Origin of the sequence: Kitasatospora sp. NPDC094015 (assembly GCF_040304075.1) — a bacterium.
In the GTDB taxonomy this organism is placed as follows: domain Bacteria; phylum Actinomycetota; class Actinomycetes; order Streptomycetales; family Streptomycetaceae; genus Kitasatospora.
Genome location: NZ_JBEOUL010000023.1, coordinates 89,206 through 108,115 on the forward strand (window position 1 = coordinate 89,206; position 18,910 = coordinate 108,115).

The window sequence follows — 18,910 nt, forward strand, 5'->3', positions numbered from 1 at the left end:
GTGCATCGAGCACGGACGTTATCACCCCGAGTGCCCAACTTCGCACGGAATGCCATTGATTGCAGGGGAATGGCCCTCGGGAGTGATGTACAGAAAACTTGACACCAGGTCCGGGCTGCTTGACACTCCTCAGTGTCTGGTTTTCTTTACATGGGGAGTGGCAGTGGCATTCGAGGAGAAACGCGCCTGGATCATGGTGGTGGTCACCGTCGCGGCGTACGCGGCCTACCTGGCCACCGTCCTGGACCGCCCGGCGGGGGAGTCGCTGGCGCAGACGCCGTACGCGGCGGCGCTGCTCTGGTCGGTCGGGCTGGCGATCGTCGGCTCGATCGTGCTCTCGGTCCTGGCCTCGGTGTTCGCCCCCGAGGGCGCCAACGTCAAGGACCAGCGCGACCGGGAGATCCACCGCTTCGGCGACCACATCGGCCAGTCCTTCGTGGTGATCGGCAGCGTGACCGCGCTCTGCCTGGCGATGGCGGACGCGGATCAGTTCTGGATCGCCAACGCGATCTACCTGGCCTTCGTCCTGTCGGCGCTGCTCAGCTCCACCGCGAAGATCGCCTCCTACCGGTTCGGCTTCCACCCGTGGTGAAGCCGACCCGGGTCACCAACACGATCCGGGCGCTGCGCTTCGCCCACGGCGAGATGACCCAGGCCGAACTCGCCCGCCGGATCGGCGTGACCCGGCAGACCGTCATCGCCATCGAGCAGGGCCGCTACTCGCCCTCGCTGGAGATGGCCTTCCAGATCGCCCGGGTGTTCGGGCTCCCGCTCGACTCCGTGTTCCAGTACCCCGACACCTCAGGAGAGTCCTCATGAAGGCGATCGTCCAGGACAGCTACGGGCCCCTCTCGGTCCTGCGTCTCGACGAGGTCGACCGGCCCGCCCCCGGCCGCGGCCAGGTGCTGATACAGGTCCGCGCGGCCGGTGTCGACCAGGGCGTCTGGCACCTGACGACCGGCAAGCCCTACCTGGTCCGCGCGCTCGGCTTCGGCCTGCGGGCGCCGAAGGTCCGCACCCGCGGCATCGACCTGGCCGGGGTGGTGGTCGAGGTCGGCCCCGAGGTCACCGGCTTCCGCGCCGGCGACGAGGTGTATGGCACCTGCGACGGCTCGTACGCCGAGTACGCCTGCGCCGAGGTCGACCGGATCGCCCCGAAGCCGGCCGGCCTCTCCTTCGAGCAGGCCGCCGCCGTGCCGGTCTCGGCCTGCACCGCGCTCCAGGCGCTGCGCGACAGCGGGCGGTTGACGGCCGGTCAGCGGGTGCTGGTGACCGGAGCAGGTGGCGGGGTGGGCAGCTTCGCGGTCCAGCTGGCCAAGGCGCTCGGCGCCCACGTCACCGGCGTGTGCAGCACCGGCAAGGTGGAGCTGGTCCGCTCGCTCGGGGCCGACGAGGTGATCGACCGCACCGGCGCCGACCCGCTCGACGGCAGCAGCCGCTACGACCTGATCGTCGACAGCGCCGGGAACCGTTCGATCTCCCGGATGCGCCGCGCCCTCACCAAGGGCGGCACGCTGGCGATCGTCGGCGGTGAGGGCAGTGGCAACTGGACCGGCGGTTTCGGCCGGCAGCTGCGGGCGCCGCTGCTGTCGCCGTTCGTCGGCCACCGCCTGCGGGCCGTCGCCGCCGTCCCGCGCGCGGCCGACCTGCGGGTGCTGGCGGAGTACCTCGAGGCCGGATCGGTGACCCCGGCGGTCGACCGGAGCTACCCGCTGGCCGAGGTCGTCGCCGCGATCGAGCACCTGCGGACGGGTCAGGTCCGCGGAAAGCTGGTGATCCGGATCTGAGCGCCGCCCCCGGGCGTTCGGCCGGCGGGGGCGGCGTGCGATGGAGGGCGAGGAGAGCGGACGGGCTGTTTCGGAGGTGGTGAGAAGGAAGCCCGTCCATGGCCTCGCCGGGGCCAACCGTAGCAGTCAGGCGGGGATCAGGTCGCGCAGGTTTTCCGGCGTCACCACCACCGAGTCCGGGTGCAGACCCTGCGGGCGGGACAGCCCGATGTAGGTGACCGGGCCTGCCGGTACCTCCCCGCCGTCCCACCGGGTGGTGCGGGTGCCGCCGCCGCCCATCAGCCCCACCAGATGGCGCACGGTGAGGTGCTGGCGCTCGACGGCGCCGCGCAGCAGCGTCGCGACCGACACCCGGTTCCCCTCCACCTGGTTGGCGGCGGGCTCGCCCCGGAGGTACAGGTGCAGCCACCGGGCCTGCCAACCGCCGTCCTGGCCGCGTTCGAAGGCCAGCGGCAGCGCGACCCGGCCGGGGCCGCGCAGTTCGGACTTCATCCGCACGGTGCGCGCCTCGAAGGGCTGCCCCTGCTGCTCGCCCTCGCGCAGCATGAAGCCGAAGAACGACTCCTCGACCTCCTCGAAGCCCTCGCCCGCGTAGATGTTGACCTGAGGCACGATGAAGGCGCCGCGCACCGCCCCCAGCCGCAGGTTGATGAACTCCGAAGCACCGTCCGGAGCGTCGGTGATGTCCCCGGAGTGCTCGCCCTCGACCTGGGTGAGTTCGGTGTACGACAGCCAGCCGACCGTCCCGTACGAGGCGTCCAGCAGCAGGGCGGACAGGTCGAAGTCGGTGGTGCGCGCGGTCTGCTTCCAGTGCACGAAGAACCGGAGCAGCTCGCCGTCGACCGGGGAGAGCGAGCCGCGCGGGAGCACGCCGAGCCCGGCGGCGGTCGCCTTGCCGCTGAGCGGCAGGGCCACGTCGAGGACGTCGGGGTCGATCAGCAGGTGCGCCGGCGCCGGCAGCCGCCGGCGCACCTCGGCGTCCAGCGCGGCGACCAGCCGTTCGCGGTCGGCGGCCGGCACGGGCGCCCTGGTGTCGGCGGCGACCCAGGCACGGGCCTGCCGGTTGACGAAGACCCGGCTCCCGCCCGCCGGCGCCGTCCGGTTCTGCAGGTGCTCGCGCACCGACAGCAGCAGCCGCCCGGCGGCCAGCGGCGCGGCCCGCTCGGCGGCGGACACCACGGCCTCGCGCTCCTCGGGCGTACGGCAGCTGCGCAGCAGCCGGTCCAGGGCGCGGAACAGCCGGCCGGGCGCGCCCGCCAGCAGCTCGGCCGCCGCGGTCACCTCGCCGGCCGCGAGCAGCGCCTCCACCCGGCTGTCGAAGGAGGGCGCCGGCCGCTCGCCCCGGGCCACCGCGAACACCTCGGCGGCGTGCGGCCAGCGCGGGTACTCGTGCGGGTGCAGCCGCTCGCCGAGGCGCTTGAACGCCTCGCGGCGCGCGGTGACGTCGGCCAGCTTGGCCGGGGCGGCGGCGACCACCTGGTCCAGGCCCGCCAGCAGCGCCCGGCGCACCGGCCGCGACAGCGCCCGGAACCGGGTCGGCTGCACCAGCGTGACGTCCCCCTCCGACAGTGCGCAGGCCAGCCGCAGCACGTCGGTGACGGTGTCCAGCAGCAGGTCGGCGCCGGTCCCCAGCCGCGCGAGGTTGATCAGCGCCCGGTTCTCCCGGACCGGGATCGCCACCGGCTGCGGCCCGGCGGCGCAGTGCCCGGCGAGCACCCCGAGGTCGTGCAGCGCCTCCTCGCCCAGCGGGGTGGTGCTGCCCGCCAGCGCCAGGTACAGCGCGGTGACCTCCTCGCCCAGGACCGCGCCCGGGTGCAGGACGGTCAGCCGGTCGCCCGCGGCGGCGATCAGCTCCTCGTGCGCGGCCAGCAACTCGGCGTACGCGTGCCGGTAGTTGCCGTACGACGGGAGCGTCAGCAGGTCCACCACGCCGGTGCTCAGCTGGGCGAGCGTGCTCGGGCGGCAGGTGTCGTCGGCGAGCGCCTCGGCGAGGCAGCCCGTCCAGAACTCGAAGGTGTCCGGCACGTTGTGCGGGAAGTCGATGAAGTAGGCGTTGTGCTGCACGTGGTCGCCGACCATCGCGCGCACGGCGTCCAGCGTGCGGGCCGCGGTCGCCACCACCACCTGCTCGGCCAGCCCGGACAGCAGGGCCAGCAGCTCCCCGGACAGCTTGAAACCGACCGCCATCAGCGCGGTGTCGAACTGCCGTGCCGCGGCGCCGCCTTCGCCCGCCGGACCGGCGGGGGCGGGGATCCGCAGGGTGTGCCGGACGACCATGGCTTCGAGCGTGCTTTCGAGGTGCTGGACCATCCGGGCATGCTCCCAGAACCGCGCGCACCGGCGCACACCGGTTTTCGACCACCGCCGCGGACGGTCTCACGACACCACCTCGCCCACGGCGTACCCGGGTTCGGCCGCGACCGGCCGCCCGGTGGTGATCAGCTCGCACCAGAGCACCCCGCCGTAGCGCGTGCTGTGCCCGAACCGGTCGGCCAGCCCGAGGGCGGGGAGGACGGCCGCGAACCGGTCCGGCTCGGCGGGGGCGGGCACGGCCAGCAGGTACCCGGACCGCGTCCCGATCACCACCACCCGCGCCCCGGTTGCGTCCGCCAGCGCCACCGCGACCGTCCGCGCCCGCTCACGCACGGCGTGCGCCCCCGTCCCGCGCCACCACCGGCGTGACCTGCCCCGGCCGGACGCACCACTCGATCCCACCGCCGCGCGGCCGCAGGTACCACAGCCCGTCCTCCGCGCCCCGGTACTCGCCGACCAGGCCGGATGCCAGGTCGAGCACCAACGCGCCGACCTCCGGCGCCGGTCCTCCGGTGGCCCCGGGCGGTTCGCTGTTCGACTCCATGCGGGGGTTTCCCCTCTCTGCGTCGGGACCACCGGGCGGCGGGAGCGCCGACCGGTCATCACGTTCCGTACTCGCAGCATCGCGCTGGGGAGCTAGCCTTGGCCAGTGGTGACGATCCGACAGCCGTGCTGTCGGCAAGGGGGTGTTCGGCCATGGTGAACCCGCGCGATCTGGACCCGGCGGAGTCTCCGCGGACCTTCTACGGCGCGGAGCTCCGGCGCCTGCGGGAGGCCCGGGGCCTGAGCCAGGAAGCCCTGGGCGAGCTGCTCTTCCACTCGGGCGCCTACATCGGCTACCTGGAGTCGGCCGCCCGCAAGCCGCAGAAGGAGTTCTCCGAGCGGCTGGACGCGGTGCTCGGCACCGACGGCCACTTCAAGCGGCTGTACGCCCTGGTCGCACGCTCGCGGCACGCGCCGTACTTCGCGCAGGCGGCGGAGCTGGAGGCGATGGCCGAGACCATCTGCGAGTACGCGCCCGCCCTGGTGCCCGGCCTGCTGCAGACGGCCGGCTACGCGCGGGCCGTGATCCGGGCGGCGCTGCCGTTCGCCCCCGAGTCCGACGTGGACGCCGGCGTGACCGCCCGGCTGGAGCGGGCGCGCGTGCTGGAGGGCCCAACACCCCCGCAGTTGTGGGTGATCCTGCACGAGGCCGTGATCCGCACCCCGGTCGGTGGCCCGGTCGTGATGGCGGAACAGCTGCGCCACGTGGTCGAGGTCGCCCGGGCCGGGAAGGCCCTGGTCCAGGTGCTGCCGTTCGCGGTCGGGGCGCACGCCATGATGCCCGGGTTCGTCTCCCTCATGACGTTCCCGGACGCCCCGCCCGCCGCCTACGTGGAGGGGCCGCACTCGGGCCAACTGCTGGACGATCCGGGCGTGGTGGCCCGGTGCCAGAGGTCGTACGATCTGGTCAGGGCCGCCGCGATGTCGCCGGAGGCGTCCCTGCTCCTGCTCCTGTCGGCGGCGGAGGACCACACAGATGCCGACCGTGACTGACTCGGGCGCCCCGCGCTGGCGCAAGTCCTCGTACAGCGACGGCACCGGCGGGAGTTGCGTCGAGGTGGACGAGACCAGGCCCGGCGTGGTCCGCGACAGCAAGGACCCGGACGGCCCCCGGCTCGCCTTCACCCCGGCCGGGTGGCAGGCGTTCGTGACGGCCACCGCACGCGGCGAGTTCGGCGCGGTCTAGCAGCCGCCGCGCCAAATCTGCTTGCCGCCCGGAGACCCGTTCGGATAGGAACGTCGCATGCTACGAGGCGACAAGGTGGGGCTGCGGGCCCGGTTCGAGGACGACGTCCCGATTCTGCGGACCGAGCTCTACGAGGACGTGGCCGGCTCCTCGCGGGCCGAGAGCCGGCCCTGGCGGCCCATCCCGCCGGGCTCCAAGGACTCGCGGCTGGTGGGGGACGACCCGGATCCGGCGCACGTCCCGTTCTCCGTGGTGGAGCTGGCCGGCGGCACGCTGGTCGGCACCGCGACGCTCTGGGGCATCGACACCCACCACCGGTCCGCGCACATCGGGCTGGGCCTGCTGCCGTCCGCCCGCGGCAAGGGCTACGGGACGGACGTGGTCGCGACGCTCTGCCACTACGGATTCGTGGTCCGCGGCCTGCACCGGCTGCAGATCGAGACGCTCGCGGACAACCACGCGATGCTCCGCGCCGCCGAGCGCAACGGCTTCGCCCGCGAGGGCGTGCTGCACTCCTCGGCCTGGGTCATGGGCGAGTTCCTGGACGAGGTCATCCTCGGCCTCCTCGCCCGGCACTGGAAGCCCGCGGAGAGGGCGTAGGGGTGGCGGCCCCGGGAGGCCGCCACCCCGGGTCGGGTCAGCCGCGGGTCGCCGCCGACACGTAGCGGACCCGCATCGGGTGTCCCGGCTCGGTGGCCGGGCCGGCCGCGCCGCCGTACGCGCCGGGCAGGCTGCCGCCGACCGCCACGTTCAGGATCAGGAACAGCCCGTGGTGCACGGCCCGGTCCCAGCTGGCCGCGTCGATCCGGTCCGCCGTGACCCGGTGGAACTCCCGCCCGTCCAGGTACCAGCGCACCTGCTCCGGCGAGGTGGAACGGTCGACCTCCAGCGCGTACGTGTGGAAGCCGCCCCAGCAGCCCTCGCACCGCTGCTCGCCCGAGCCGAGGCCGACCGGCTCCTGGCAGGGGCCGCCCTGGGCGGTGCCGCAGTGCAGGGTGCCGAGGACCGAGGGCCGGCCGTTCACCGACTCCAGCACGTCCAGCTCGCCGGTGCCCGGCCAGCCGGTGTACCCGTCCCGCAGGCCCGAGCCCAGCGCCCAGAAGGCGGGCCAGTAGCCGGCCGCGGCCGGGCCGGTGACCTCGGGCAGCGCGATCGAGGCCTCGATCCGCAGCACCCCGCCGGGCGGCGCGGTCAGGTCCGAGCGCCGGGTCTCGATCCGTCCCGAACTCCAGCGCCCGTCCACCAGGGTGGGCCGGATCTCCAGCGCGCCCGCGCCGTCGAGCCGGACGTTCTCGGTGGAGTCGGTCATCGTCTCGACCTCCCCGGTGCCCCACTGCGGGGCCGGGCAGCCGGGGTAGCAGGTGCCCAGGTCGTACTGCCACAGCGCGGCGGAGGGCGGACTGCCCGCCGGGCCGTCGAAGTCGTCCCGCAGCAGCTCGCGCCAGCCGGCGCCGCGGCCGCCCGCCGGTGACCCGGCCGGCTCCAGCACCCCGGCCTCGGCCAGCAGCCGCTCCAGGCGCGGGGCCAGCACCACGGCCGCGGTGTTGGTGAGGTGCGCGTCGTCCCGGTACAGCAGGATCCGGTCCAGCACGGCCGGGCAGTCGGCCCCGGCGCCCGGGCACAGCACCGGGTTGACCGACACGCTGCGCACCCCGGGGACGCCGCCCGCCGCGACGGCCTCGGCCAGCGGATCGGGCCACAGGCCCCGGGCCCGGGGGAACGCGCAGGCGGCCGGGGACTCCGGGTGCCCGGACAGGCAGGCCGGCACGTCCAGGCCGGGGGAGGGCGGGTCCTCCAGGTAGACGATCGGGGCGCCGAGGGCGCGCAGCGGCTCCAGGGTCTGCTGCCAGCCGCGCAGCAGCAGGTCGCGGTCGGCGGTGTAGCGGTTCAGCGCGGCGATCACGATCAGCCGGGGCTTCGGGCCGGTGCGCAGCCGTTCCAGCGCCGCCGTCCGCCACTCGTCGCACTCGCGGTAGACCCGGCCGAGCTGCGGGTTGACCACCGGCACCTGCGCCAACGGGCAGCCCTGCTTGACCAGTTCCTCCAGCGCCCAGTGCCGCTCCGCGGCGATCCCGAGCAGCGGTGAGAACCACTGACCCGCGTGCGAGTCGCCGAGCAGCACGATCCGGTCGGTGGCCGCGGGATCGCCGAACCGGCAGTCCGGGCTGGTCACGGCCGTGGGCGCCACCTCGCAGGCGCCGTCCGGCGGGAAGTCCTGCCGGGCCTGCACCGGGTTGGGCACCACCGGGCCGGTGCGCGCCCCGCCGGGCAGGAGCAGGGACGTCCCGTCGGGGTTGCCGGCGGCGAGACCGGCCAGCGAGACCGGCCCGGCCGGGCCGAGCAGCCGCAGCGTCCCGGTGCCGACCACCAGCGCCAGCACCACCGGCAGCACCACCGCGGTCAGGCCCAACGAGAGCCCGCGGCGGGGCAGTTCGGCGACCACCCGGCTGCGCCGCAGCGGCCGTTCCAGCCAGCGCATGGCCGCGTACGCGGGCAGCGCGGCGGCGGCGGTCAGCGCTACCTTCACCGGCCAGCCCAGCGTGCCGTACCGGGCCTCGGCCAGCACCAGCACCGGCCAGTGCCACAGGTACAGGTTGTACGAGAGCCGGCCGACCGCGCGCGGGGCCCGGGCGGCGAGCAGCCGTCCGACGCCGTGCCCGACGCCGCTCCCGGTGCCGGCGAGCAGGACGGCCGCGGTACCGGCGGTCGGCAGCAGGGCGGCCCGGCCGGGGTACGGGGTGCCGGCGTCGTACCGCAGCACGGCCCAGCCGATCGCCAGCAGGCCGCCCCAGCCGAGCAGTTCGCGCAGCCACCGCAGGGCCGGCCGGCGCCGCTGCCCGGCGCCGGCCGATCGTGTCCCGCCGTGCGCGGGCAGCAGCGCCGCCAGCGCGCCGGCCGCGAACTGCCAGGCCCTGGCCGGGGTGCCGAGGTAGGCCAGCGAGACCGAGCCGGCCGTCCAGTGCAGCGCGAGCGCGAAGGAGGCCAGGCCCAGCCCGGCGGTGAGCGCCACCAGCAGCGGCCGCAGCGTGCGCCGCCGCCGGGCGGTCAGCAGCACCAGCAGCGCGATCAGCGGGGCCCAGCACAGGTAGAACTGCTCCTCCACGGCCAGCGACCAGAAGTGCAGCAGCGCGCTCTGGTCGCGGCCGGCGGCCAGGTAGTCGGTCTGCTGCCCGATGAACCGCCAGTTGGCGACGGACAGCGCGGCGGCCAGCACGTCGTGCTCGAGGTCGGTGCGGCGCAGCGGGGCGGTGAGCCAGGCGCCGGCGAGGGCGACCGCGGTGAGCACCACGGCGGCGGAGGGCAGCAGTCGGCGGGCCCGGCGGGAGAAGAACTCGGCCAGCCGGATCCGGCCGGTGGTGGCGGCCTCCCGGGCGAGCAGGCCGGTGATCAGGTAGCCGGAGAGTACGAAGAAGACGTCGACGCCGACGAATCCGCCGGCCAGGCCCGGGACGGCGGCGTGGAAGCCGAGCACGGCGAGCAGGGCGACGGCGCGCAGCCCCTCGATGTCGGGGCGGAACCGGGCCGGGTCTCTCGGTGGTCCGGGGGTGAGCACGGTGAGCAGGTCGGTCCGCTGGTCGGGAACAGCGTGGATGGACACGGGTGTGACGACCTTTCAGCCCAGCCAGGGCAGCATCGGGGCCACCCAGCCGGAGGCGAGCAGTGCGGTCAGGGCGAGCGAGCTGGTCACGGCGAGCGCCTCCGGCCAGCGGCGGGGGCGCATCGCGGGGCCCGGGCGGCGCGGGCCGGGCCGGTCCGCGCCGCGCAGTTCCACGGCCAGGTCGCGGACCAGCGGCAGGCCGAGCTGGGCCTGGACCAGCAGGTACAGCGCGAGGCCCCAGTTCGGGCCCCAGCCGTAGCGGGCGACCGCGAGGCCGAGCCCGAGCGCGGTGGCGCCGACGGTGGCGGCGGTCCAGAGCATGGTCACCAGCACCACCCGCCGGGCCATCCCGCCGGGCCGGGCCCGGCCCGCGCCGGTGGGCACCCAGGCGGCGCTGCGGCCGCGCAGGGTGTGCAGCAGGGCGGCGCCGGCCGCGAAGGCCATCAGGGTGTTGGCGCGGATGACCTCGATCCGCCAGCGGGTGCGGCTGACCCGGGGGAGCAGCACGTGCCAGAGCCAGAGCAGCGAGATCAGCGGCAGCGCGTACCAGGCCCGGATCTGGCCGGGGTACCGGAACAGCATCACCAGCGGCGGCAGCGGGGCGGTGAGGATGTTGACGAACATGGTCAGGTAGCCGACCACGCCCTCGTAGTAGCACAGGCGCATCCGCCAGGGCAGCTTCATCCGGGCCAGCTCGCGGTGGCCGAGCAGGTGCAGGTTGCCCATCGCCCAGCGGTACTGCTGGTTGACGAACGGGGCCAGGCCGGCCGGGGAGGTGCCCTTGGCGACCAGCACCGGCACGTACACCGTGCGGTACCCGCGCTCGTGCAGGGCGAGGCCGGTGTACATGTCCTCGCTGTGGTCGAGCCGGGCGAAGCCGCCGGCGGCGTCGATGGCGGCGCGCCGGTAGACGGCGTTGCTGCCGCAGCAGATCGCGGCGTCGCTGGCGTCCCGGGAGGGCTGGATCCAGCGGAAGAACCACTCCTGGGCGGCGCCGGCGGCCCGTTCGATCCAGCCCATGGCCGGGTCGGTGTCGAAGCACTGCGGGCTCTGCACGATGCCGACGCCCGGGTCCGCCAGGTACGGCACCAGGTGGTGCAGGAAGTCCGGGCGGGGCGCGAAGTCGGCGTCCAGGATGGCGATGAACTCGCCGTCGCTGAGGCCGAGCGCGTGGTTGAGGTTGCCGGCCTTCTTCAGGTGGCCGCGGTCGGGCCGCACCACGTACCGGTAGCCGTGCCGGCGGGCCAGTTCGGCGACCTCCGGGCGGTCGGCGTCGTCCAGCACCCAGACGGTCAGGCCGCCGGCCCACTCCAGGCCCGCGACGGCGCGGTAGGCGTTGGCCAGCACCGGCAGCGGCTCGCCGCAGGTCGGCAGGTAGAGGTCGACGTCCGGGGTGCGGGCGGGCTGCCAGGCGGACAGCAGCAGCTCGTGCGAACGGCGGGTGAAGCGGCGCCCGCGCAGCCCGTTCACGCAGGACAGCGCCAGTGCGACCAGGTTGAGCGCGAGCACGGCCTGGAACGGCCAGAGCGCGATGGTGCGCAGCGCGAAGGACACCATGGTCAGCGCGGAGCAGACGAACGCGAGCGAGGAGCAGATCGGCACCCAGCGGCGCTGCGGGCCGAAGTACCAGTACAGCTCCCGGTCGGTGGGTGGTGCGGGTAGGTGATCGGCAGTCATGAGGCCCCCACAGCCGTCGAATTGCAGCTTAGGGGGCTACCGTACCGGATTGGTATAGACCATCTGTCGATCAAGGATGAACGGCGGGACAACTCCGGTGACGGGCCGATGGCGGGATCGCCGGGTGCGGCCGACGCGCGGGCCCCGGTTCACTCCATCGTGGGCGGGGCGGCGGACGGCACGGCCGTTGGTTGATGATTTGTCCGCCTTCGTCCATGCTGGACGCCCCGGACGGGTCTCCCGGCCGGCGGGTCTCGTCCACTTCGGCACCGGAGGACGGCTGTGGCAGGGGAATTCGGCGTGGAGCTCCGCGAGCAGCTGGCCTCGGCCCGCCGGGCGCTGGAGCAGGCGCGCACCGACGGGGACGAGGACGGGGTCGAGGCGTACCGGGGGCGGATCGCCGCCCTGCGGCGGATCGCCGACCAGCACGGCATCGAGCTGCCGGGTGGTGCGGCGGAGGAGGGCCCGCGGGTCTGAGCGTCAGCCCTGCGGGGACCGGTCCTGGGCCGCCCGCTCGTGGGGCCGGCGGTCCGCCGCGGCGGCGAGCACGCTCTCCAGCAGGCCCGGGTACAGCTGTGCCAGGTCCGCGCGGCGCAGCGTGTTCATCTTCGAGGTGCCCCGGCGCACCTGGCGGAGCACGCCGGCCTCCCGCAGCACCCGGAAGTGGTGCGTGCTGGTGGATTTGGTCACCGGCAGGTCGAACGCCAGGCAGTTCAACTCGGCGCCTGGCTCGGCGAGTTCGGTGACGATCCGGAGCCGTACCGGATCGGCCAGCGCATGCAGCACCGACTCCAGCCGGATCTCGTCCGGGCGGGGCTCCGGCAGGGCGTCGGGGGCGGTCTCCGTCTCGGGCACGCCTCCCATGGTACGAGAACTCTCGTAGTTTGACAGATCTCGAACTAGCGTGGTTATCGTGCGGGGTCACCGCGATCGGCCGACCTCCCGGAGGACTTGCCATGAGTGCCCTGTTCCAGCCGCTCACCCTGCGCTCGCTGACCATCCCCAACCGGGCCTGGATGTCGCCGATGTGCATGTACTCGGCTGCGGCCGACGGCGCCGAGCAGGGTGCGGCGACCGACTTCCACCTCGCCCACCTCGGCGCCCGGGCCGCCGGCGGGGCCGGACTGGTGATGGTCGAGGCCACCGGCGTACGCCCGGAGGGCCGGATCTCCCCGTACGACCTGGGGTTGTGGAACGACCACCAGCAGGACGCGCTGGCCCGGGTCGCCGGCCTGATCGCGAGCCACGGCGCCGTCCCGGCGATCCAGCTCGCCCACGCCGGGCGCAAGGCCGGCACCCGGCAGCCCTGGCTCGGCGGCACGCCGCTGACGGCGGACGAGGGCGGCTGGCAGCCGGTCGGCCCCTCCGCGCTCGCCTTCGGCGCCAACCCGCTGCCGCACGAGCTGACCGTCGCGGAGATCGACGCGGTGGTCCGCTCCTTCGCCGAGGCGGCCGAGCGGGCGCTGGCGGCCGGATTCCAGGTGGCCGAGGTGCACGGCGCCCACGGCTACCTGATCCACTCCTTCCTCTCGCCCGCCGCCAACCACCGCACCGACGGCTACGGCGGCTCCTTCGCCGGGCGGGCGCGGCTCGCCCTGGAGGTCTCGGCCGCGGTCCGCGAGGTCTGGCCGGCCGAACTGCCGGTGTTCTTCCGGGTGTCGGCCACCGACTGGCTGCCCGAGGAGCCGAGCTGGACGGTGGACGAGAGCGTGCTGCTCGCGAAGGAGCTCCAAGGCGCCGGGATCGACCTGGTCGACGTCTCCAGCGGCGGCCTGGCCCCGCACGCGGCGATCGCCGCCGGCCCCGGCTACCAGGTCCCCTTCGCCGCCCGGGTCCGCGCCGGCGGCGGCCTCCCGGTGAGCGCCGTCGGCATGATCACCGAGCCCGAGCAGGCCGAACGGATCATCACCGAGGGCCACGCCGACGCGGTGATGCTCGGCCGCGAGCTGCTCCGCAACCCGTACTGGCCGCACGCCGCCGCCCGCGCCCTCGGCGCCGAGCGCCGCTGGCCCCGGCAGTACGGCTTCGCGGTCGGCGACCGGGGCTGACCGAGCGCCGCCGGCCGGGCGCGGTCTTCCCTCCGTCGGCGATCGGCGGGATGCTGCCTCGGGGAGGCCGACATGAGCTGGATCGGACCGAGCAACGCCGACGTGGTGACGGTGCCCGACGTGGTCGGGCTGACCGTGACCGACGCCCGGAAGGTCGCCTGGGAGGCGGGTGTGGTGATCGCCGCCACCGACCCGGACGGCCCCCCGGTGGGAGCACTGACCTGGCCCGGGGTCTGGGTGGTCACCGCCCAGACCCCGGCCCCCGGCGCCCGCCTCCACCGGCGCGGCTCGGTGGCCATCGAGTTCCGAAGGGCCCGCCCCGACGAGCAACCGCCCCCACCAACGGCCTGAGGCCCCCGGCATGCCGACGGCCACGAGCGCACCGCCCGGTCCGGAGCCACGGCTACCGCGAACGCCACCCGGGGCCGGTCGGAGACACCGCCGTCCGGTCGCGATCGCGCCGGCCCGGGACCACCCTCGCCGTCACCAGGCGGTCCGTGCCCGGCCGGCCGGGCAGGCCGTACCCGGGTCGCGCCCCAGGGCAGGAGCAGGCCGACCGCGCAGCCGACCGGCGCTGCCCGAGCCGGACGCAGCGGGCTCGCGAGAAGGGGCGGTGCAGCGGCGGCACCAGCGCGAACCACATCGCATCCCGGGCCGCCGGCGTCCCCGCAGCAGCGGGCGTACCGGCACCAGGTAGATGTCCGGCTCCCGCACGCCGGCCGGCACCGGTGCGCCCACCCGATCGCCGGACCGGACGACGCTCCGACGGCAGTAGCGCCGGGTGCCCCGTCGAACGCCCTTCTCCCGGGCCGGAATTCCGGTACGCCGACCGCCGCCGGCTGCTCCGGTGCGCTCCGCGACGGCCGCGACCACCCCGGGGCCCCGTCCCGACCACCCCACCGCCCCCAACCCGATGGGATCGTCCCCACGCCCTCCCGTCCGCCGCGCGCCCGGCGGGCTCGGCGCCGGCCCGGGACCGTGCCAACTGCCCCACCTCCGCCGACGATTGCCGTCGGTCACCGGGTGGCGCACCTCCTGCGTCCGCCCCCGTCCGCCCCCGGTGGTGCCGGGCGGGCGTGCCCGGGAGGCGGGTGCCGCGCTACCGTCCCTGCGGAGCGTGTCGGGTGCGGGGAGCGGGGGACAGGTGCGGAAGCCGAGCACGAGCGGGCTGAAGGAGGCCGGGGTCCGGGCCAGGCGGCTGGCCAGGGTGGCGCTGGTCTGCGGGGCGCTGGCCCTGGTGGCGGTCCTGGTGATGGTGGGGCTGCGCGGGGCCTGGGTGCTGCTGGTCGCCGTGGGCGGACTGGCCGCGGCGGCCGCGGGGGCATGGTGGACCCTGGCCCGCCGGGGCGTGGTCCGGCTGCTCGGTGCGGCGCTGGTGCTGGCGGCCGTGGGGGCGGTGCTGGCGTTCCTCGTCAGCAGCGGACTGTGGGTGCCCGCCGGCACCGCGCTGGCGCTGTGGGCCACCGCCCTGGTCTGCGCGGACCGCGCGCTGCGGCTCACCCGCCCCGTCGCGCACATGCTGGCCCGGGTCAGCCCGCGCCCGGAGCGGGCGGTGCTGATCATGAACCCGCGCTCGGGCGGCGGCAAGGTCGAGCGGTTCGACCTGGTGGCCAGGGCCGAGGCGCTGGGCGCCGAGGTGATCGTGCTGGACACCGGCACGCCGCAGGACGTCGCCGCGATCGCCCGGCGGGCCGTGGCCGACGGCGCCGACCTGCTCGGTGTCGCGGGCGGTGACGGCACCCAGGCGCTGGTCGCCGGGGTGGCCGCCGAGCACGACCTGCCGTTCCTGGTGGTCTCCGCCGGGACGCGCAACCACTTCGCGATGGACCTCGGGCTCGACCGCACCGACCCCGCGCGCTGCCTGGACGCCCTGGTGCACGGTGTCGAACTCCGGGTCGACCTGGGCACGGTGGCGGGGCGCCCGTTCGTCAACACGGTCTCCTTCGGCGCCTACGCCGAGATCGTGCAGAGCCCGGCCTACCGCGACGCCAAGGCGGGGACGGCGCTCGACGCGCTCCCGGAGCTGCTGGCGGGCGAGGCCGGCGCGCGGTTCACGGCCGAGGCGGACGGGGTCCTGCTGACCGAGCCGCAGGCGCTGCTGATCAGCAACAACCCGTACGACACCCGGGACCGGCTGGGCGGCGGGCGCCGGCCGCGACTGGACACCGGACGGCTCGGGGTGCTCGGCGTGCGGCTCCAGAACGCGGCGCAGGCCGCGGCGGTGGCGCTGGGCGGGCAGTCCGCCGGGCTCACCGAACTGACCGCCCGCGAGGTGGTGGTCACCTCCGCCGAGCGGGAGATCCCGGTCGCTGTCGACGGCGAGTCCCTGGTGCTGCTGGTGCCCGTCCACTGCGCCCTGCGGCCGGGCGCGCTGCGGGTCCGGGTGCCCCGCGACCGCCCGGGCAGCGTGCCGACCGGTCTGCTGCGCAACTGGCGCCGCCTGGGCACCCTGGCCCGTTGACCCGGTCGCGGCCGGGCCCTGGGGTGGTCCCGCCCGTCAGCCCCGCGAGGGTGCCCGCTGCTCCACCCCGCGCGGGTGGCGCCCGCGCTCCCGGCTGCCGGCCAGCGGGGAGGCCGCGTTCGGACCGCGCAGCCGCTGGGCGGCGATCTGACGGGCGATCACGATCTCCAGCAGGCACCAGGCGCAGCCGAACACCCCGAGCGCCATGCCGAGCAGGGCAGGCGTCAGCAGCCCGCTGTGCGCGTACGAGGCCAGAAGTGCGATCGTCAGCGCCACCACGGTGAAGGCGATGCAGAGCACGGCCCGGACGGCGGCGGACCGTACCTCGTCCGGAAGTCGGCGGCGAGCGGCGGCCATGCGGAAAACCCCCCAGGTCTCGGCGCGCGCCGGAGTGCCGGGTACCGGTGCGCCCACGCCGAGCCTGCCCCGTGCGCCCGGGAACAATCCACCCCGCCGGCGCAGCGCTCGGCTCAGTCCAGGGTCGCGTCCAGCTCCTCCAGCGCCCCCAGCACGATCGTGCGCATCGCCCGTTCGGCTGATTCCGCGTCACCGGCGCAGATCGCGTCGGCGACCTCCCGGTGCAGTCGCACGGCGTAATCGGCGGGCTGGTGGGGCATCAGGTCGTGCTCGGTGCGGCCGGTGAGCACGGCGCCCACGGTGTCGCCCAGGTGCGCGAACATCTCGTTGCCGCTGGCGCGCAGCACGGCCGAGTGGAACGCGATGTCGTGCCGCAGGAAGGACTGCAGGTCGGCGGCGCGCGCGGTGACGGTCAACTCGACTGCCAGCGAGCTCAGTTCGCGCCGGTCGTCGTCGCTGGCCGTCCGCGCGGCCAGGGCGGCCGCGGCCGGCTCCACCGCGACCCGCAGCGAGCCGAGCGAGCGCAGCTGGGCCGCCCGGTCGGCGCCGGCCAGCCGCCAGCGGATCACCAGCGGGTCGAAGACGTCCCAGGCGCTGAGCGGCAGCACGGTGCTGCCGACCCGCCGCCGGGACTCGACCATCCGCATCGACTCCAGGATCCGCACCGCCTCGCGCACCACCGTGCGCGAGACCGCGTAGCGGGCCTCCAGCTCCTCGGCGCGCAGCACGGTGCCGACCGGGATCTCGCCCGAGGCGATGGCCGGACCGAGGTCCGCGAGCAGGCGGCCGGGCAGGCCCTGGATCTCCATCCCGACAGCCTAGCGGGCAGCAAAAGTATGACGATTAAGTTTCATCGTCTTGAATAAGTCATACCTTTACGCCACAGTGGCCGACGGAACAGGCAGAACAGGAGCACCATCGATGGCTCTCAACGTCGAGAACCAGCCGCCCGCGGTCGTCGTCATGGGCGTCTCGGGCGTCGGCAAGACCACCGTCGCCCGGCTGCTCGCCCAGCGCCTCCACCTGCCGTACGCGGAGGCCGACGACTTCCACCCCGCCGCCAACATCGCCAAGATGTCGGCCGGCACCCCGCTGGACGACCAGGACCGCGAACCCTGGCTCCACGCACTCGGCGACTGGCTCGGCGAACGGCGGCGCGCCGGCACCGGGGGAGTGGTGACCTGCTCCGCGCTGAAGCACGGCTACCGCGACATCCTGCGCGCGCACTGCCCGGACGCCTTCTTCCTGCACCTGAGCGGCAGCCACCGGCTGGTCGAGGACCGCCTCGCCCACCGCAGCGGCCACTTCATGCCCACCACCCTGCTCGACTCGCAGTACGCCGCGCTCGAACCGCTTCGGCCCGACGAGCACGGCGCCGTCCTCGACGTCGGACCTGCCCCCGACGACCTCGCCGAGATGGCCGCGCAGCTGCTGCGGCCCGTCAATGGAGACCTCGCGTGACCCCCACCTCGCTGCTCGCGGCCGCCCCACCGGCCCTGCCCCACACCGGCGACGACACGACGCTGCTGATCGCGGTCCTGGTCAGCATCGCCGCCATCGTGCTGCTGATCACCAAGCTGAAGCTGCACCCCTTCCTCGCCCTGACCATCGGCTCCGGGCTGCTCGCCGCCGTGGCCGGCGCCCCCTTCGACAAGCTGACCAGCAGCTTCGCCGCCGGCTTCGGCGCCACCGTGAGCAGCGTCGGCCTGCTGATCGGGCTCGGCGCGATGCTCGGCAAGCTGCTCGCCGACTCCGGCGGGGCCGACATCATCGCCGACACCGTGCTGGCCCGCTCCGGCCGCCGGGCGCTGCCCTGGTCGATGGCGCTGATCGCGGCCCTGCTCGGTCTGCCGCTGTTCTTCGAGGTCGGCGTGGTGCTGCTGGTCCCGATCGTGCTGCTGGTCGCCCGGCGCGGGAACATACCGCTGCTGCGGATCGGCATCCCCGCGCTGGCCGGACTCTCCGTCCTGCACGGCCTGGTGCCCCCGCACCCCGGCCCGCTGGTCGCCGTCGACGCCCTCAAGGCCGACCTCGGGATCACCCTGGCGCTCGGCCTGCTGATCGCCGTCCCCACCCTGATCGTGGCCGGCCCGCTGTTCGCCCGGGTCGCCGAACGCTGGGTCGGCCCGCTCGACCTGCCCGCCGCCGACGCCCCCGCCGGGACCAAGGCCGCCGGGACCGAGGCCGAAGACAGCGCGGCCGAACGCCCCGAGCACACCCCGCGGTTCGCCGCCGTGCTCGCCACCATCCTGCTGCCGGTGGTGCTGATGCTCGGCAAGGCCCTGGTGGACGTGGTGATCGACGACCCGAAGGCCACCCTCCAGCGGATCTTCGACTTCATCGGCTCGCCGCTGATCGCCCTGCTCGCCGCCACCCTGCTCGGCATGGTCACCCTCGGCCGGGCGGCCGGCTTCGACAAGGCCCGGATCTCCCGCACGCTGGAGCGCTCGCTCGCCCCGATCGCCGGCATCGTCTTCATCGTCGGCGCCGGCGGCGGCTTCAAGCAGACCCTGATCGACGTCGGCGTCGGCAACGCGGTCAGCGAGTGGGCCGGCAAGTGGCACATCTCGGCGCTGCTGCTCGGCTGGCTGATCGCCGTCCTGATCCGGCTGGCCACCGGCTCGGCCACGGTCGCCACCATCACCGCGGCCGGCATCGTGGCCCCGCTCGCCGCCGACCTCTCCAGCACCCACGCGGCCCTGCTGGTGCTCGCCATCGGCGCCGGCTCGCTGTTCTTCTCGCACGTCAACGACGCCGGATTCTGGCTGGTCAAGGAGTACTTCGGGATGTCGGTCGGCCAGACCGTGAAGTCCTGGTCGGTGATGGAGACGGTGATCTCGGTGGTCGCCATCGCCCTGATCATGCCGCTGAGTCTGATCGTCTGACCGCCGTACGGGCGGCGCGCAGGGGCACCCGGGCCACCGGGTGCCCCTGCGCCGT

The 18,910-nt window shown here is 74.8% G+C and carries 20 protein-coding genes; 12 read left to right on the plus strand and 8 right to left on the minus strand.

The genetic code is table 11. The features are described from left to right. Positions 1-163: 163 nt before the first annotated feature. Genes ABT014_RS24730 through ABT014_RS24740 form a run of 3 tightly spaced genes read left to right on the plus strand, consistent with a single transcriptional unit; the run spans position 164 to position 1,787 of the window. On the plus strand, positions 164-592 hold the full coding sequence (locus ABT014_RS24730) for a hypothetical protein (protein ID WP_350641291.1): 429 nt from the start codon (positions 164-166) through the stop codon (positions 590-592). Beyond that, complete coding sequence (locus ABT014_RS24735) at positions 586-819, plus strand: helix-turn-helix transcriptional regulator (protein WP_350641292.1); 234 nt, start codon at positions 586-588, stop codon at positions 817-819. The genes ABT014_RS24730 and ABT014_RS24735 overlap by 7 nt, the downstream gene beginning before the upstream one ends. Next, positions 816-1,787 carry an NAD(P)-dependent alcohol dehydrogenase gene (locus ABT014_RS24740; protein WP_350641293.1) on the plus strand — a complete coding sequence of 324 codons (972 nt, stop codon included), beginning with the start codon at positions 816-818 and terminating at the stop codon, positions 1,785-1,787. The genes ABT014_RS24735 and ABT014_RS24740 overlap by 4 nt, the downstream gene beginning before the upstream one ends. A 126-nt stretch (positions 1,788-1,913) precedes the next feature. Here ABT014_RS24740 and ABT014_RS24745 read toward each other — a convergent pair whose 3' ends face one another. From ABT014_RS24745 to ABT014_RS24755, 3 genes are all read right to left on the minus strand, one after another. Then, complete coding sequence (locus ABT014_RS24745) at positions 1,914-4,097, minus strand: TerD family protein (RefSeq protein WP_350641294.1); 2,184 nt, start codon at positions 4,095-4,097, stop codon at positions 1,914-1,916. Between the two features lie 66 nt (positions 4,098-4,163). Next, complete coding sequence (locus tag ABT014_RS24750) at positions 4,164-4,433, minus strand: hypothetical protein (RefSeq protein ID WP_350641295.1); 270 nt, start codon at positions 4,431-4,433, stop codon at positions 4,164-4,166. Then, positions 4,426-4,644 carry a hypothetical protein gene (locus ABT014_RS24755; protein ID WP_350641296.1) on the minus strand — a complete coding sequence of 73 codons (219 nt, stop codon included), beginning with the start codon at positions 4,642-4,644 and terminating at the stop codon, positions 4,426-4,428. The genes ABT014_RS24750 and ABT014_RS24755 overlap by 8 nt, the downstream gene beginning before the upstream one ends. Positions 4,645-4,796: 152 nt before the next feature. Here ABT014_RS24755 and ABT014_RS24760 point away from each other — a divergent pair, with 152 nt between their 5' ends. The 3 genes from ABT014_RS24760 to ABT014_RS24770 are packed head-to-tail and all read left to right on the plus strand — an operon-like array spanning position 4,797 to position 6,429. Continuing rightward, positions 4,797-5,636 (plus strand): helix-turn-helix domain-containing protein, encoded by an 840-nt coding sequence (locus ABT014_RS24760; protein ID WP_350641297.1) that lies wholly within the window; start codon positions 4,797-4,799, stop codon positions 5,634-5,636. Next, the gene (locus ABT014_RS24765) at positions 5,620-5,829 is read left to right on the plus strand and encodes a DUF397 domain-containing protein (RefSeq protein WP_350641299.1); all 210 of its coding nucleotides are present in this window, start codon (positions 5,620-5,622) and stop codon (positions 5,827-5,829) included. The genes ABT014_RS24760 and ABT014_RS24765 overlap by 17 nt, the downstream gene beginning before the upstream one ends. A gap of 57 nt (positions 5,830-5,886) precedes the next feature. Next, complete coding sequence (locus ABT014_RS24770) at positions 5,887-6,429, plus strand: GNAT family N-acetyltransferase (RefSeq protein ID WP_350641300.1); 543 nt, start codon at positions 5,887-5,889, stop codon at positions 6,427-6,429. A 37-nt stretch (positions 6,430-6,466) separates the two neighbouring features. Here the strand turns inward: ABT014_RS24770 and ABT014_RS24775 are convergent, their stop codons facing one another. Then, positions 6,467-9,427, minus strand: coding sequence for an SGNH hydrolase domain-containing protein (locus ABT014_RS24775; protein ID WP_502895092.1), 2,961 nt, complete (start codon positions 9,425-9,427; stop codon positions 6,467-6,469). Positions 9,428-9,442: 15 nt separating this feature from the next. Next, a complete protein-coding gene (locus ABT014_RS24780; RefSeq protein ID WP_350641301.1) occupies positions 9,443-11,104 on the minus strand; it encodes a glycosyltransferase family 2 protein in 1,662 nt (553 codons plus the stop codon). Positions 11,105-11,386: 282 nt separating this feature from the next. Between ABT014_RS24780 and ABT014_RS24785 the strand changes: the two genes are divergently transcribed. Next, on the plus strand, positions 11,387-11,581 hold the full coding sequence (locus ABT014_RS24785) for a hypothetical protein (protein WP_350641302.1): 195 nt from the start codon (positions 11,387-11,389) through the stop codon (positions 11,579-11,581). A 3-nt stretch (positions 11,582-11,584) separates the two neighbouring features. Here the strand turns inward: ABT014_RS24785 and ABT014_RS24790 are convergent, their stop codons facing one another. Continuing rightward, positions 11,585-11,959 (minus strand): ArsR/SmtB family transcription factor, encoded by a 375-nt coding sequence (locus ABT014_RS24790; RefSeq protein ID WP_350641303.1) that lies wholly within the window; start codon positions 11,957-11,959, stop codon positions 11,585-11,587. A gap of 101 nt (positions 11,960-12,060) precedes the next feature. On the opposite strand from ABT014_RS24790, the gene ABT014_RS24795 reads away from it, so the two are divergent. From ABT014_RS24795 to ABT014_RS24805, 3 genes are all read left to right on the plus strand, one after another. After that, a complete protein-coding gene (locus tag ABT014_RS24795; protein WP_350641304.1) occupies positions 12,061-13,152 on the plus strand; it encodes an NADH:flavin oxidoreductase/NADH oxidase in 1,092 nt (363 codons plus the stop codon). Positions 13,153-13,224: 72 nt separating this feature from the next. Continuing rightward, the gene (locus ABT014_RS24800; RefSeq protein ID WP_350641305.1) at positions 13,225-13,503 is read left to right on the plus strand and encodes a PASTA domain-containing protein; all 279 of its coding nucleotides are present in this window, start codon (positions 13,225-13,227) and stop codon (positions 13,501-13,503) included. Between the two features lie 793 nt (positions 13,504-14,296). After that, positions 14,297-15,613, plus strand: coding sequence for a diacylglycerol/lipid kinase family protein (locus tag ABT014_RS24805; RefSeq protein WP_350641306.1), 1,317 nt, complete (start codon positions 14,297-14,299; stop codon positions 15,611-15,613). A gap of 36 nt (positions 15,614-15,649) precedes the next feature. Here ABT014_RS24805 and ABT014_RS24810 read toward each other — a convergent pair whose 3' ends face one another. After that, a complete protein-coding gene (locus ABT014_RS24810; protein ID WP_350641307.1) occupies positions 15,650-15,970 on the minus strand; it encodes a hypothetical protein in 321 nt (106 codons plus the stop codon). A 113-nt stretch (positions 15,971-16,083) separates the two neighbouring features. Continuing rightward, a complete protein-coding gene (locus ABT014_RS24815; RefSeq protein ID WP_350641308.1) occupies positions 16,084-16,779 on the minus strand; it encodes a FadR/GntR family transcriptional regulator in 696 nt (231 codons plus the stop codon). A gap of 112 nt (positions 16,780-16,891) precedes the next feature. On the opposite strand from ABT014_RS24815, the gene ABT014_RS24820 reads away from it, so the two are divergent. Together ABT014_RS24820 and ABT014_RS24825 are read left to right on the plus strand one after the other, a co-directional pair. After that, on the plus strand, positions 16,892-17,431 hold the full coding sequence (locus ABT014_RS24820) for a gluconokinase (RefSeq protein WP_350641310.1): 540 nt from the start codon (positions 16,892-16,894) through the stop codon (positions 17,429-17,431). Then, positions 17,428-18,855 carry a GntP family permease gene (locus ABT014_RS24825; protein ID WP_502895093.1) on the plus strand — a complete coding sequence of 476 codons (1,428 nt, stop codon included), beginning with the start codon at positions 17,428-17,430 and terminating at the stop codon, positions 18,853-18,855. The genes ABT014_RS24820 and ABT014_RS24825 overlap by 4 nt, the downstream gene beginning before the upstream one ends. Positions 18,856-18,910: the final 55 nt, after the last annotated feature.

What these genes read in the sequence shown, in the direction of transcription:
- ABT014_RS24795 (WP_350641304.1), top strand. Translation starts at nt 12,061, where the DNA reads ATGAGTGCCCTGTTCCAGCCGCTCACCCTGCGCTCGCTGACCATCCCC.
- ABT014_RS24755 (WP_350641296.1), bottom strand. Translation starts at nt 4,644, where the DNA reads ATGGAGTCGAACAGCGAACCGCCCGGGGCCACCGGAGGACCGGCGCCG.
- ABT014_RS24800 (WP_350641305.1), top strand. Translation starts at nt 13,225, where the DNA reads ATGAGCTGGATCGGACCGAGCAACGCCGACGTGGTGACGGTGCCCGAC.
- ABT014_RS24765 (WP_350641299.1), top strand. Translation starts at nt 5,620, where the DNA reads ATGCCGACCGTGACTGACTCGGGCGCCCCGCGCTGGCGCAAGTCCTCG.
- ABT014_RS24815 (WP_350641308.1), bottom strand. Translation starts at nt 16,779, where the DNA reads ATGGAGATCCAGGGCCTGCCCGGCCGCCTGCTCGCGGACCTCGGTCCG.
- ABT014_RS24780 (WP_350641301.1), bottom strand. Translation starts at nt 11,104, where the DNA reads ATGACTGCCGATCACCTACCCGCACCACCCACCGACCGGGAGCTGTAC.
- ABT014_RS24745 (WP_350641294.1), bottom strand. Translation starts at nt 4,097, where the DNA reads ATGGTCCAGCACCTCGAAAGCACGCTCGAAGCCATGGTCGTCCGGCAC.
- ABT014_RS24770 (WP_350641300.1), top strand. Translation starts at nt 5,887, where the DNA reads ATGCTACGAGGCGACAAGGTGGGGCTGCGGGCCCGGTTCGAGGACGAC.
- ABT014_RS24760 (WP_350641297.1), top strand. Translation starts at nt 4,797, where the DNA reads ATGGTGAACCCGCGCGATCTGGACCCGGCGGAGTCTCCGCGGACCTTC.
- ABT014_RS24810 (WP_350641307.1), bottom strand. Translation starts at nt 15,970, where the DNA reads ATGGCCGCCGCTCGCCGCCGACTTCCGGACGAGGTACGGTCCGCCGCC.
- ABT014_RS24740 (WP_350641293.1), top strand. Translation starts at nt 816, where the DNA reads ATGAAGGCGATCGTCCAGGACAGCTACGGGCCCCTCTCGGTCCTGCGT.
- ABT014_RS24820 (WP_350641310.1), top strand. Translation starts at nt 16,892, where the DNA reads ATGGCTCTCAACGTCGAGAACCAGCCGCCCGCGGTCGTCGTCATGGGC.